Source organism: Thermoleptolyngbya oregonensis NK1-22, from assembly GCF_032705245.1.
GTDB lineage: Bacteria > Cyanobacteriota > Cyanobacteriia > Elainellales > Elainellaceae > Thermoleptolyngbya > Thermoleptolyngbya sichuanensis.
Genome location: NZ_CP053540.1, coordinates 3,604,574 through 3,616,905, shown reverse-complemented (window position 1 = coordinate 3,616,905; position 12,332 = coordinate 3,604,574). Strand labels below are relative to the sequence as shown.

The following is a 12,332-nucleotide window of genomic DNA, read 5'->3' as shown; positions in this document are numbered from 1 at the left end:
AGACTTGTATGCCTGACTCCTGAACCCTGACCCCTCATTTCCCACCCCTCATGTTTGCCAACTTTTTCATCAAACGACCCGTTTTTACGCTAGTTTGCGCCATTATCACGGTGTTTTTGGGGTTGGTGGTACTGCCCACGCTGCCGATCGCCCAGTTTCCTGACATCACGCCGACGCAGGTGGTGGTGACGGCAAACTATCCGGGTGCAGATGCAGAAACGGTAGAAAGCGCCGTGACGAATATTTTGGAGCGGGAAATCAATGGCGTAGACGGGCTGCGCTACATGAGTTCTAGCAGCGGCAGCGATGGCACCAGCCAGATCACCGTCACCTTTACAGCAGGGCAAGATCCGGACATTGCGGCGGTGAACGTGCAGAACCGAGTGGCCCGGGCCGAGCCTCGTTTGCCAGAACTGGTAACCCGAACGGGGATTACGGTAGAGCAGTCGTCCAGCAACTTCCTGATGGCGATCGCCCTCTACCCCACCAACGGCGAATACGATAGCCTCTTCCTTAGCAACTACGCCGACCTGTACATGGTGGAAGCGTTGCGGCGGATTCCGGGGGTCGGGTCGATCCAGATTTTCGGAGAACGGAAGTTTGCCATGCGCCTCTGGCTCGACCCGGCGCGGCTGGCAGCACGGGGGCTGACGGTGCAGGATGTCACCAGCGCCATTCGCGAACAAAACCTCCAGGTGGGCGCGGGGCAACTGGGGCAACAGCCTGCTGATCCGAATCAGGAATATCAAATTAACCTGCGAGCCGATAGCCAGCTCAAGTCCGTCGAAGAATTTGAAAACCTGGTGCTGAAGACGGGAGAAGGCGGCAACTTGGTGCGCCTGAAAGATGTGGGCCGGGCGGAACTAGGCGCAGAGAATTACGGAACGTTTTTGACCTACAACGATATTGAATCTATCGGCTTGGGCATTACGCAGCGTTCCGGTTCCAATGCGCTGGAGACAACGGCCGCCGTTCGCAAAGAGCTAGAAAACCTAAAGCGCTCCTTTCCGCCTGGCATTGACTACGCCGTGGCGTTTGACATTACCAGCTTTGTGCAGGTTTCGCTGCGAGATGTGGTGTATACGCTGATCACTGCCATCCTGCTGGTGGTGCTGGTGCTGTTTATTTTCCTGCAAGATTGGCGAACTACGCTGGTTCCGGCGATCGCCATTCCGGTTGCGCTGATTGGGACTTTCGTGTTCACCAAGATATTCGGCTTCTCGATCAACACGCTGACCTTGTTTGGTCTGACGCTGGCGACGGGTGTGGTGGTGGACGACGCGATTGTGGTGGTGGAGGCGATCGCCGCCAAGGTGCAAGATCGCGGCATGAATCCGTTCCGCGCAGCGGCCGAAACCATGAAAGAACTGTCTGGCGCGGTGATTGCAACTTCGCTGGTGCTGATGGCGGTGTTCGTTCCGGTGGCGTTTTTTCCCGGCACGACGGGCGCAATCTATCGCCAGTTCGCGCTGACGATTGCCTTTGCCATCGTCGTGTCTACCTTCAATGCGCTGACCTTTTCGCCTGCGATGTCGGCGCTGCTGCTGCGGCCCCGTTCCGACCACCAGGGCTGGCTGGGGCGACAGTTTGAGCGCTTCAACGGATTTTTGGACAATGTGCGGCAGCGCTATCAGCGATCGCTCACGGTGTTGTCTCAGTTGAAGTATTGGGTGCTGGCTGGGTTTGTGCTGGCGCTGATGGCCACGGCTTGGGTTTATCGCACGGTTCCCGGAGCCTTTTTGCCGGAAGAAGACCAGGGCTATTTCATTACGCTGGTGCAGGCTCCCGAAGGCGTGTCCCTTAACTACACCAAGAAAATTCTGGATGAAGCCTCCGCCGAGGTACGCAAAATTCCGGAGGTAGAGTCGAATTTTGCCGTAACGGGCTTTAGCTTTGCGGGCGTTGCGCCCAACCAGGGCATTATGTTCACGCTGCTGAAGCCGTGGGAAGAGCGGAAGGGTCGGGGGCAGTCTGTCCAAGAAATCATCGGGCAAATCCAGATGAAGTTTTTTGGAATGCCTAAAGCCCGAATTTTCTCGCTGAATCCGCCCTCGATTCAGGGCTTAGGCAACTTCGGCGGCTTCCAGCTAGAAATGCAGGATCGCCGGGGAAATATGCCCCTGAACGAGTTTGTGGGCTATCTCTACGCGCTGATGGGAGCCGCCAACCAAAACCCCAATTTGCAGGCGGTGTTTTCTACCTATTCCGCCAGCACGCCGCAGATGGTGGTGGAGGTAAACCGCGATCGCGCTAAGGCCTTGGGCATCGACCTGAATGACATTTTCTCGACGCTCCAGAGTTTTCTGGGGTCGGATTATGTCAACGACTTCACGCTGGATCGGCGCAGCTACCGCGTTTATGTGCAGGCCGACCAGCAGTTTCGCGCCCAGCCGGAAGATGTGAACCAACTCTACGTCCGTTCTGCCGCTGGTCAGATGATTCCCCTCGGCAATTTGGTAACGCTGACCCCAACCACCAGCGCCCAGTCAATTACGCACTACAACCTGTTTCGATCGATTTCGGTGCAGGGCGGTGCGGCGCCAGGAAGAAGCTCTGGCCAGGCGATCGCCGCGATGGAGCAGGTCGCCCAGCAGGTGTTTCCCCCCAGCCTGGGGTTTGAGTGGACTGGCAGCGCTCTGGAGGAGATCGAGTCGGGCGGGCAGGCGCCGCTGCTGTTTGCCCTGGGGCTGCTGATGGTGTATCTGGTGCTGTCGGCGCAGTACGGCAGCTTTGTAGACCCGGCGATTATTCTGTTTGCTGTGCCGCTGGCGGTGCTGGGGGCGCTAGGAGCGCAGTTCCTACGGGGACAGGCCAACGACGTGTATTCCCAGGTGGGTCTGGTGATGCTAATTGGTCTGGCAAGTAAAAACTCGATTCTGATTGTGGAATACGCCAACCAGTTGCGCGAGAAAGGCTTGCCCATTACCAAAGCGGCCATCGAGGCGGCGCAGGAACGGTTGCGACCCATTTTGATGACGGGCTTCTCCAGCTTGGTGGGCTTTTTCCCGCTGATGATTGCCACCGGAGCCGGGGCCGCCAGCCGCCGTTCGATTGGGACGGCTATTTTTGGCGGCTATCTGCTGTCTACGTTCCTCAGCCTGTTCATGGTTCCCGTGCTGTATATTATCGTGAAAAAGCTGACGGATCGCTTCATGCCCGAATTGCCCACGCCGCCTGCCGATTTTGAAGATTTGGAGGAACCGCTGTCGGCAACGCAGAAATAAGGCAGCACAGAAATCAGAGGGCAGTGAGACTTGGTAAGTTGTGTTAGCAAGTTGTGCAACTCGCTTGTTTAGGTTGCACGATTTTTGGGCGATCGCCCCTCCAGTTCCTCCACAAAGGCCTGATGCGCTGGATCAGCCAGCCCTGCTTGCAGCACATTTAGCACCTCGATCATCCGCCCCTCTAGCAGCGCGGGCGCGTCCAGCCACAGCCCCGGAAACACGCTGCTGCGAATGATGCCCTCCGCATCGGGTTCCACCAGGACATATTCTTCTGCCTGCAAGCGAAACCAGCTCAGGCGGTTCTCGAAGGTCTGCCAGACCAGATATTCCTGCACCCCGTTGCGGCGATAGGCGTTTTGCTTGGCTCCCAGGTCAATTGCAGCGCTGCTAGTGGCAATTTCTGCAATTAGTTCTGGCGCTCCTTCGATATAGCCGTCATCGCTAATCGTGGAGGTTCCACCCACTTCAATCCGCAGCAGCGCATCCGGCTGGGGTTCGTTGTCCATGTCCAGCCGAGTGGTTGTGTTATCGGCAGCGCTGACACCCGGCGTCGCGGTTCGATAAACCCCCAACCAGGTGATCAAATCCGCATGAGGAACACCGTGAAACGTTCGGACGGGAGATGCCACGTAAACCACTCCTTCGATCAGTTCTGCTTTGAAATGCTCTGGGGTTGCCTGGTAGCGGCGCTCAAACTCGGCGCGGGTGAGGCGATCGCCACTTTCCAGCGGCGGCATCGGCACAGAGCGGGGAGGCTGTTGAGGATGTTGCAACACCATTGGCGACTCTCTGGGGCAATCTTGGGACAATCTTGAGGCAATCTTGAAGCGGCACGCTTAGAGGGTGTTTGAAAAGGTATTGCCTGTAATGTTAAGCACTCAGAGATCCCCCCCAGCCCCCCTTAAAAAGGGGGAAACCGCCTTAAAGTCCCCCTTTTTAAGGGGGATTTAGGGAGATCTTGCACGCTTTACTACAAACAGTAGGGCTTTTCAAACATCCTCTTAAAGCATCGAAGGAGATGGCGCTATTTTAACGAACGGCTACCTCCGCCTAAAGCCTCTCTGCAAAAGCCCCGTTTGACTGGGCTAAGTCCATAACACGTTTATTGCTGGCTAGGCGTTGTGCTGGCTCGACTCCTGCGGTGAGCCATCAGGTTGCAAATTGCAGTCGCCCAGTCCGCAAATCGGATAGGCAGACTGGTAGAGGCGATCGCGCTTGCCAAACAACGCATAGCGGTTGTCGCGGACTTGTTCATAGAGGCGATCGCCCGCCCACTTCACCCCCGGCAGCGCCCGATAGGCTGCGACAAACCCGTTGCCCAGCGGCAGCAGTCGCCCAATCTCTTCGGCTGCATCACTGCCCTGCCAGCGCACCTCCGGCGCATCTGCCCGCAGCAAAATCATTCCCATTTCACAGTCCTGCGGCGTGATGCCAAACTGCGCCAGCGTCGGTTCATCCTGCATTGGCGCATATTGAAACATCTGGCCGCGATCCAGCGATTCCAGCAGTTTCACCAGATTGACGCAGAGATTGCAGTTGCCGTCGTAAATCACGAAATAGGGTGCGCTGGCTGACGAACTCGTAGCATCTGGGAAGGAAGGATTGCGAACGTCAGTCATAGCGCTCCAATAATTGGATGAATTCGTCTAGGACCTACGCACTTGCCATAGGCTCTTTGGGTTTTGGACGATTTCTCGCGGGCCGCGCCCGCGAGAAATCGTCCAACTGCGTAAGTTCTATCGTCTTTGTCTCTATTCTAGAAACTGAATGGGGGTGAATCCGGTTGCAAACTGAATTCTCGATTTCCTCATTTCTTCATCTTTCCGCCATCGCCTGCAACCCTGTAGGCTAAGGATAAACGCATTCATTCCCCAAAGCTTTTGGCAACTCAACCTATGGTGACTCATCCCTCGCCCCAACCCGAACCGACTTGGCTGAAGGTGGTGCGCCTCTTGCGCTGGGACAAGCCCGCCGGACGGCTCATTTTGATGATCCCGGCGCTGTGGGCGGTGGTGCTGGCAGCGCGGGGCAATCCGCCGCCGATTTTAATTGGGGTGATCGTGCTGGGGACGTTGGCCACCAGCGCAGCGGGCTGCGTGATTAATGACCTGTGGGATCGCAACATTGATCCGCAGGTGCAGCGCACCAAAACCCGGCCCCTGGCCTCGCGGGCGCTGTCGGTGCGGACGGGCATCGCGGTAGCGCTGGTGTCGATGCTCTGCGCCTACGGATTGTCGCTGTATCTAAACCCGCTCAGCTTTTGGCTCTGCGTGGCGGCGGTTCCGGTGATCGTGCTGTATCCGCTGGCAAAGCGGGTGTTTCCGGTGCCGCAGTTGGTGCTGTCGTTGGCGTGGGGCTTTGCCGTGTTGATTAGCTGGAGCGCGGTAACGGGCACGCTGGAGCCGGAAACTTGGCTGCTGTGGGGCGCGACGGTGCTGTGGACCCTGGGGTTTGACACTGTTTACGCCATGGCCGACCGGGAAGACGATTTGCGCGTCGGGGTCAATTCCAGCGCAATTTTCTTTGGGCGATACGCGGCGCAGGCGGTGGGCGCATTTTTTACGGCGACGGCGGTGCTGCTGGGGAAACTGGGTAGCTTGATGGCGCTGGGCTGGGTCTATTGGATGGCGCTATTGGGGGCGATCGCCCTGTGGATCTGGCAATACCTCCGCCTCCGTCGCACCCGCACCGCCGCCCCAAACCCCGCCCTCTATGGACAGATCTTTCGGCAAAACGTCTGGGTCGGCTTTGTTTTGCTTGCGGGGATGGCCCTTGGCTTTTTCTGAGATTCTCGATTTTGGATTTGCGATTTTGGATTTGCGATTTTGGATTTGCGATTGGGCTTTCTAGCAAGTTTGTTCGGGGTGCCGCGGAGGGGCTTTGAGATAGAGTCAGATCACGTTTAGTCCAAGACCCGTCAAAAAGAGGGCAGGAGCAAGACCCCCACCCCTTTCTGCTAGCGTTGCCCAGCAGTGCCCTAGAATCAGCGCCCCAAATTCTGCACTAGGGCTTGGGTTCTTCGACCTTTTTGAAGGGCGATCGCTTCATTTTGCGCTTCATTGCCTTTTCTTTCGCCTTTTCTTTTTCGTACTCTGCTTCCTTCAGCTTTTTCATGATCAGGCTGAAGTATTCCTGCATATAGCCTTCCAGCGTCGTCAGTTCCTTGGGGTCAATGCCGAAGACCTGATAGGTTTCCTCCATCGGCGCGGTCAGCGGCTTACCCGTTGCCAGCACTTCGGTAAAGGCGAGGCGATCGGCCTGGTTCCAGCCCCACTGAAAGAACCGGGCAATCTTGCGAGCGGCTCGCAACAATTCCAGCGGCATCCGCGACACCTTAGATTCCTGCCCCGACAGACGCTCACACAGGCGGATGATTTCATACGCGCCCCAAGCCCGCGACCCCACGACCGGGAAAGTGCGGTTAGCGGTTTCCGGCACCTTCAGCGCCTGCACGGCAAACTTGGCCAAATCCTGCGTGTCGATGTAGGCGATCGGCGACGTTTCCCCCGTCACCCAGACAGCCTGCTTTTCGAGAATGGGAATGGCATACTGCCCAATCAGCCCCTGCATAAAGCCAGCCGTCCGCAGAACCGTATAGTTCAGCCCTGATTCTGCCAAAAACTGCTCTGTGCAGTGCTTGATTTCCATCAGCGGCACGTCGGGATATTTCTCTGCATCCAGGATGGAGAAGAAGATGAAGCGCTCGACTCCGGCCAGCTTGGCCGCCTGAATCAGCGCTACCTGTCCTTCCCAGTCCACCTGGCGCACGCTGAGGGAATCTGTGGCACGAGCCGTTGCCGCGTCAATGACCGCTGTAACCCCTTCAAAGGCAGGGGGCAACGTCTCCGGTTCGCACAAATCTCCCAGCACCAGCTCTGCGCCCCATTCCCTGAGAAACGAAGCCCTACGGAAGCTTCGTACCAGACAGCGCACCGGATAGCCTTCATCCAGTGCGCGACGAACCACTTGTCTGCCCAGGGTGCCCGTCGCACCGACCACGAGTAACGTCATTATAGATTTCGTCCGAAATCGTTAACTTTTTATAAGATACACCTTTCATTCTCTAATATTTCGGCCCGCTAGAGAATCCGTTTTTTTGCGAGACGCGCTGAATAGCAAGCAAATTGCTAGGCTAGAGAGAGATTCACCTGTGCTGTGCAGGCTGTAAAGCGGCTTGCAGTTTGTCAAATCTTTATCAAAGCCCAGACCTCAGACCTATGCCCAAAGCAGTGTCCCAGAGGAATTCCTCTCCGGTTCGAGCGGCTGTCAGCGCGTCTATTCCTGAGAATAGCCCCAGTTGTGCGACGGAACATCCCGTTGATCTGGAGCATGTGCGGCAGGCGCAGCGGGGGCTGCTGAGTGTCGAAAAGGCGCAGCGGATGGCAGAATTCTTTGCGCTGCTGGGAGATGCCAATCGTCTGCGGATCGTGTCGGCGCTGGCTCAGCAGGAACTCTGCGTCTGCGATCTGGCGGCAGTAGTGAAGATGAGCGAGTCGGCGGTGTCTCATCAGTTGCGATCGCTCCGATCGCTCCGACTGGTCAGCTACCGAAAGCAGGGGCGCAACGTGTTCTATTACCTGAAGGATAGTCACGTCCTCAACCTATACCGTGAAGTGGCAGAGCATCTGGACGAGCCAGAGGATAGCTGAGGCGTTGGATTTCGGATTTGCGATTTTGGATTTGGGGTTTGGGAATGCGCTTGGGGAGGGCTGCCTGGTTTTTCGTGCGCTTTGTCGTGTGACCGATCGACGGGGACGCAGCACAGTTTTACAGAAAACCAGGCCAGCTAACCTCAAAAATTACTCTTCGCCGCCCTGGAGCTTTAGCAGCGCAAAGCCCAGCGCTAGCCCCACCAAAATTAGAGTAAATGACAAGAAAGTTGCGTTCAGCATTTCACCGCTCATGTTTTCGATATCTCCTTAGTTTGTTTGCTTGAATTGATTGAGTGGGATGACGTGGGTTTGCGAGCTTGGGAACTGGCGATCGCCCTCAATGCCGCCTGGAGAATGCCGCCTGGAGAATGCCGCCTGGAGAATGCAGCCATTGGGAAAGCGCTGCCGAGAAAGCGCTGCGGCATAAACCCGGCCTTGACCGGGGTCGAGGTTGCCAGAGCTTGCACCATGCACTTGCACCATGCATTTTAAGGCAGTTTGCAGCCCGTTTGGTGGATTGGCTAAAGGTTCCGCTGATTTGATGAATTGCGCCTAGGGGCTTGGGGCAGGGGTTGTCTGGTATTTTGCGAGGTTCAACAGGTATTTGGCAAGGGGGAAGCAATGGTGCAGCCAAGAGTGGCGATCGCCCTGGGAGATCCGGCGGGGATTGGGGCGGAGGTGGTGCTGAAGGCGCTGGCGGCGCTGGCGGATGACCCCCCAAAAGATCCCCCAGAAGACCCACCAGAAGACCCACCAGAACAGCCCAGCAAAATCACGCTGGTCGGCAACCGCGCTTTGCTGGAACAGACGTGCGATCGCCTCGTGCAGGCAGGGTTCTCCTATCTCCCTGACCTCTCTACACTTGACCTGCTGGAGGTGCCGCTCGACTCGGCGCTGGTGTCCCAAATTACGCCAGGAGCGGAAAGCGCTGCTAGCGGCGAGGCCAGTTTTCGGTTTTTGCAGACGGCGATCGCCCACACGCTAGCAGGCGAGTTTGACGGCATTGTCACTGCGCCCATCGCCAAGTCTGCCTGGAAAGCGGCGGGTCATGTCTATCCGGGGCAAACGGAACTGCTGGCAGAGCAGGCGAGAACGACGCGGTTTGGCATGATGTTTGTCGGGCGATCGCCCCATACGGGCTGGACGCTGCGGGCGCTGCTAGCAACGACGCATATTCCCCTGCGGCAGGTGCCCGATGCTCTCTCGCCCGATCTGATGACGCGCAAACTGGAGCTATTGCTGGACAGCCTGCGGGACGATTTTGGAATTTTGCAGCCGCGAGTGGCGATCGCCGGACTCAACCCCCACAGCGGCGAACGGGGCCAGCTTGGGCACGAAGAATTGGAGTGGCTGACCCCCTGGATTCACCAAATGCGGCAGCAGCATCCCCACCTGACGCTAGACGGCCCTATTCCGCCAGATACGCTCTGGGTGCGGCCGGGCCAGGCCTGGTTTGGCACGTCGCGCCCAGTGCAGACCCACGATGCCTACCTAGCGCTGTATCACGATCAGGGGCTAATTCCCGTAAAGCTGATGGCGTTCGATTGCGCCGTCAATACCACAATCGGGCTGCCGTTTGTGCGGACTTCGCCCGACCACGGTACGGCCTTCGACATCGCGGGTCGGGGCATTGCCGATGCCAGCAGCATGAAAGCGGCAATTCGGCTAGCGATCAGCCTATCCGCACAACGGCTGATCTTTCAAAATCAGTCTTGAATTTAGTAAGTTCGTATCACCAAAATGTTATGGTTTCGTGACTTTTTAACATTTTTTAATCTCATTACCGGGGAACTGGCGTGAGAATAGATATGGTTCAGTATACTGAAATACAAAAGGTAACACTGATTGTAAATAAACGCTAACTTTTGATACAGAGTGTTTCGTTGAGTGTTCCTACGTAGGTCAGTCATGCTTGAAGCACTCACGACGTTTCGATAGTTCTAGCGCAGAGGTCGAAATCATGCTCCAAACCGTTCAATACTCTATGGATCTCCTTCAAGACGAAGCCCGTCAACTGGTTCAAAAAGGGATTGTCAGCCGTCAGCAGCCCATCTACGTCCTCTGCAAGTACATTCCTGCCCGCGAGTGGGCCTGCGTTGAGTGCGAACTTGAAAAATGTGACTTTTTGTTGCGCGATCGCATCGGCGATCTGCTTGGCCATGAGGAGTGGGACAACGACTAGGCAAATCTGGCTCCAGAACCGTCTGGAGGGACTCTAGCGACACAACCGTGTAACTACGGAACCCCAAAAAGGCAACCGGGGATCTCTACGCACAATGGCGGAGTGCCCCGGTTTTTTGTTTAGCACGAAACGGAACCAAGTTCGGTCAGCACAGACTAGGCAGGCGTGGCGACGCGCCGCTTGAGGGACTCGGTGCGCCGTTTGGCAGTGCCGTTTTTCGGGTCAATGGCCAGCGCTTGCTCATAGGCTTCGATTGCCTGGGTAACCAACTGCTTTTTCTCGTAGGCAAAGCCCAGGTTATTCAGGGCAGTAACATACTTGGGCTGCTTTTCCAGCGCTTCTTTGTATTGGCGAATGGCCAGGTCATATTGCTCTTGGGCAGCATAGGCATAGCCCAGTGCGTTGTAGACCAGAGCCGCGTTCTCGGCTTCTTTCAGGTCTTTGGACTTGAGCGCTTTTTGGAACTGGGCGATCGCCTGCGAATAGAGCTTCTTATCCAGATAGATGCTGCCCAGTTCATAGTATTCCTGCGCCGTGCCGGGGCCCTTGGTGAGCTTGTTTTGCAGGCGCGTCAGGGCGGTTTCGACCTTGCGGGTTCTAAGCACCTGGCGAAACAGGAAGATACCCGCGATCGCCAGCAGCGCTACTAGCACACTGAGATAGACAACGGGCAGCAAGCTATCGTCCATAACCTTTAACTTCTAACTTCAGCTAAAAGAAAACTAGAAACTGTAAGAAACCCAAGAGAAATCAGACTCAACTCGATCGGGCGCGGCCAGTATCCGGCAGCCAGTATCCGATTAAAACGCGGGTACAAAACCTCTTTACGAAACCTCTTTACAAAACCTCTTTACGAAACCGCTTAGAGACACTCAGACCGCTTTCTTCAGCCTACACCATCGCGCCGATGCATCGAGGGGCGATCGCGGCTAATCTCTGAGATCTCGGGAGATTTGGACAAGTAAGGGCTTTTGGGGTTCAGCGCTGCCGAGTGACCGTCCATCGATGCTGCGTTAAGCCAAACATCAACAGACCACTGCTTGAAAATCGTATGCTATGAGAGGTGATTTTAGGCTGTGTGCTTGCAGCGGTAGGCGGGTTTATGCTTCCCTTTTTGCGCTCCGATTTGGCTCAGTTGGTGTCCTACACGCCCCATCCCGGTGGTGCAGAGGCGGCGGCTCACGGCTCCCCGACGCAGCCTGCCCAGGTCGATCGGCTGGATACCAACGAAAGCCCCTACGATTTGCCAGAAGACCTGAAGCAAAAACTGGCCTGGGCCTATCAGCATGAACTGGAGGCAAACCGCTATCCCGATGGAGGACATGCGGCGCTGAAAGGGGCGATCGCCCAATATGCCAACCAGTCCGCGCACCAGTCCGCTCAATCCTCTGCTCAATCCTCCGCAAGCTGGGTCACACCGGTGCATATTTCCGTCAGCAACGGGTCTGACGAACTCATCCGGTCGCTGCTGATTGCCACCTGCCTGCGGGCGGAAGGTTCGGTGCTGGTGGCCGACCCCACGTTTTCCATGTATGCCATCACGGCCAATACGCTGGGCGTTCCGGTGGTGCGAGTCGGTCGCAACGCGCAAACCTTTGAAACGGACCTCGCCGCTGCTAGCCATGCGATCGCCACGCCTGCCGCCGGACAGCCCGCCATCCGCGTCGTGTTTACGGTACATCCCAACTCGCCCACGGGCAATGCGCTCACAGATGCAGAGCTAGACTGGCTGCGGAGCCTGCCGCCCCACATCCTGGTGGTGATTGACGAAGCCTATTTTGAATTCAGCCAGCAAACCGTGCTGGCGGAACTGCCCCAGCATCCCAACTGGGTGATTCTGCGAACCTTTTCTAAGGCGTTTCGGCTAGCGTCGCATCGGGTTGGCTATGCGATCGCCCATCCCGAACTGGCCGCCACGCTGGAAAAAATTCGCCTGCCCTATAACCTGCCCAGCCTGTCGCAACGCGCCGCCGAGCTAGCCCTGGCGCATCAGGATACGCTGCTGGCTGCTATCCCCACGCTGCTGTCGGAGCGCGATCGCCTCCTCCAAGCCCTTGCCGCGCTGCCGGGAATCACCGTCTGGCCGAGCGCCGCCAATTTCCTATTCCTGCGGCTCCAGAACGATCCAGCCGAGGAACAGCTAGAAACCCTGTTTCAAAGCCTGAAATCCGCCGGAACCCTGGTTCGCAAAACCTGCGGCGGGCTGCGAATTACCATCGGAACGCCAGCGGAAAACCAGCGCACCCTCGATCGCCTCCGCGACCGACTCTAGCC

Annotated in this window: 12 protein-coding genes; 7 read left to right on the top strand and 5 right to left on the bottom strand. The window is 56.9% G+C overall.

Annotated elements, in window-relative coordinates; genetic code table 11:
• Nucleotides 1-50: 50 nt before the first annotated feature.
• Nucleotides 51-3,224, top strand: a complete 3,174-nt coding sequence (locus HNI00_RS15345; RefSeq protein ID WP_316787459.1) for an efflux RND transporter permease subunit — start codon at nucleotides 51-53, stop codon at nucleotides 3,222-3,224.
• 68 nt (nucleotides 3,225-3,292) lie between these two features.
• Here the strand turns inward: HNI00_RS15345 and HNI00_RS15340 are convergent, their stop codons facing one another.
• Nucleotides 3,293-4,003, bottom strand: coding sequence for a Uma2 family endonuclease (locus tag HNI00_RS15340; RefSeq protein ID WP_316787458.1), 711 nt, complete (start codon nucleotides 4,001-4,003; stop codon nucleotides 3,293-3,295).
• A 333-nt stretch (nucleotides 4,004-4,336) separates the two neighbouring features.
• On the bottom strand, nucleotides 4,337-4,843 hold the full coding sequence (locus HNI00_RS15335) for a thiol-disulfide oxidoreductase DCC family protein (RefSeq protein WP_316787457.1): 507 nt from the start codon (nucleotides 4,841-4,843) through the stop codon (nucleotides 4,337-4,339).
• Nucleotides 4,844-5,119: 276 nt separating this feature from the next.
• Here HNI00_RS15335 and HNI00_RS15330 point away from each other — a divergent pair, with 276 nt between their 5' ends.
• The gene (locus HNI00_RS15330) at nucleotides 5,120-6,010 is read left to right on the top strand and encodes a 4-hydroxybenzoate solanesyltransferase (protein WP_316787456.1); all 891 of its coding nucleotides are present in this window, start codon (nucleotides 5,120-5,122) and stop codon (nucleotides 6,008-6,010) included.
• Between the two features lie 217 nt (nucleotides 6,011-6,227).
• Here the strand turns inward: HNI00_RS15330 and HNI00_RS15325 are convergent, their stop codons facing one another.
• On the bottom strand, nucleotides 6,228-7,235 hold the full coding sequence (locus HNI00_RS15325; RefSeq protein ID WP_316787455.1) for an SDR family oxidoreductase: 1,008 nt from the start codon (nucleotides 7,233-7,235) through the stop codon (nucleotides 6,228-6,230).
• A gap of 206 nt (nucleotides 7,236-7,441) precedes the next feature.
• Here HNI00_RS15325 and HNI00_RS15320 point away from each other — a divergent pair, with 206 nt between their 5' ends.
• Nucleotides 7,442-7,873 (top strand): ArsR/SmtB family transcription factor, encoded by a 432-nt coding sequence (locus HNI00_RS15320; protein WP_297078606.1) that lies wholly within the window; start codon nucleotides 7,442-7,444, stop codon nucleotides 7,871-7,873.
• A gap of 150 nt (nucleotides 7,874-8,023) precedes the next feature.
• Here HNI00_RS15320 and petM read toward each other — a convergent pair whose 3' ends face one another.
• Nucleotides 8,024-8,116 carry a cytochrome b6-f complex subunit PetM gene (gene petM / locus HNI00_RS15315; RefSeq protein ID WP_306467093.1) on the bottom strand — a complete coding sequence of 31 codons (93 nt, stop codon included), beginning with the start codon at nucleotides 8,114-8,116 and terminating at the stop codon, nucleotides 8,024-8,026.
• 36 nt (nucleotides 8,117-8,152) lie between these two features.
• Between petM and HNI00_RS15310 the strand changes: the two genes are divergently transcribed.
• The 3 genes from HNI00_RS15310 to HNI00_RS15300 all read left to right on the top strand — a co-directional run bounded on the left by HNI00_RS15310 (nucleotide 8,153) and on the right by HNI00_RS15300 (nucleotide 10,058).
• A complete protein-coding gene (locus HNI00_RS15310; RefSeq protein ID WP_316787454.1) occupies nucleotides 8,153-8,368 on the top strand; it encodes a hypothetical protein in 216 nt (71 codons plus the stop codon).
• A 129-nt stretch (nucleotides 8,369-8,497) separates the two neighbouring features.
• Nucleotides 8,498-9,592 (top strand): 4-hydroxythreonine-4-phosphate dehydrogenase PdxA, encoded by a 1,095-nt coding sequence (gene pdxA / locus HNI00_RS15305; RefSeq protein WP_316787453.1) that lies wholly within the window; start codon nucleotides 8,498-8,500, stop codon nucleotides 9,590-9,592.
• Nucleotides 9,593-9,836: 244 nt separating this feature from the next.
• On the top strand, nucleotides 9,837-10,058 hold the full coding sequence (locus HNI00_RS15300) for a DUF4327 family protein (RefSeq protein ID WP_084781909.1): 222 nt from the start codon (nucleotides 9,837-9,839) through the stop codon (nucleotides 10,056-10,058).
• A 155-nt stretch (nucleotides 10,059-10,213) separates the two neighbouring features.
• Here the strand turns inward: HNI00_RS15300 and HNI00_RS15295 are convergent, their stop codons facing one another.
• Complete coding sequence (locus tag HNI00_RS15295; protein WP_172356576.1) at nucleotides 10,214-10,747, bottom strand: tetratricopeptide repeat protein; 534 nt, start codon at nucleotides 10,745-10,747, stop codon at nucleotides 10,214-10,216.
• Between the two features lie 413 nt (nucleotides 10,748-11,160).
• Here HNI00_RS15295 and HNI00_RS15290 point away from each other — a divergent pair, with 413 nt between their 5' ends.
• Nucleotides 11,161-12,330 (top strand): histidinol-phosphate transaminase, encoded by a 1,170-nt coding sequence (locus HNI00_RS15290; protein ID WP_316787451.1) that lies wholly within the window; start codon nucleotides 11,161-11,163, stop codon nucleotides 12,328-12,330.
• The last annotated feature ends 2 nt before the right edge of the window (nucleotides 12,331-12,332 follow it).

What these genes read in the sequence shown, in the direction of transcription:
- pdxA (WP_316787453.1), top strand. Translation starts at nt 8,498, where the DNA reads ATGGTGCAGCCAAGAGTGGCGATCGCCCTGGGAGATCCGGCGGGGATT.
- HNI00_RS15335 (WP_316787457.1), bottom strand. Translation starts at nt 4,843, where the DNA reads ATGACTGACGTTCGCAATCCTTCCTTCCCAGATGCTACGAGTTCGTCA.
- HNI00_RS15345 (WP_316787459.1), top strand. Translation starts at nt 51, where the DNA reads ATGTTTGCCAACTTTTTCATCAAACGACCCGTTTTTACGCTAGTTTGC.
- HNI00_RS15295 (WP_172356576.1), bottom strand. Translation starts at nt 10,747, where the DNA reads ATGGACGATAGCTTGCTGCCCGTTGTCTATCTCAGTGTGCTAGTAGCG.
- HNI00_RS15325 (WP_316787455.1), bottom strand. Translation starts at nt 7,235, where the DNA reads ATGACGTTACTCGTGGTCGGTGCGACGGGCACCCTGGGCAGACAAGTG.
- HNI00_RS15290 (WP_316787451.1), top strand. Translation starts at nt 11,161, where the DNA reads ATGCTTCCCTTTTTGCGCTCCGATTTGGCTCAGTTGGTGTCCTACACG.
- HNI00_RS15340 (WP_316787458.1), bottom strand. Translation starts at nt 4,003, where the DNA reads ATGGTGTTGCAACATCCTCAACAGCCTCCCCGCTCTGTGCCGATGCCG.
- HNI00_RS15320 (WP_297078606.1), top strand. Translation starts at nt 7,442, where the DNA reads ATGCCCAAAGCAGTGTCCCAGAGGAATTCCTCTCCGGTTCGAGCGGCT.
- petM (WP_306467093.1), bottom strand. Translation starts at nt 8,116, where the DNA reads ATGCTGAACGCAACTTTCTTGTCATTTACTCTAATTTTGGTGGGGCTA.
- HNI00_RS15300 (WP_084781909.1), top strand. Translation starts at nt 9,837, where the DNA reads ATGCTCCAAACCGTTCAATACTCTATGGATCTCCTTCAAGACGAAGCC.
- HNI00_RS15330 (WP_316787456.1), top strand. Translation starts at nt 5,120, where the DNA reads ATGGTGACTCATCCCTCGCCCCAACCCGAACCGACTTGGCTGAAGGTG.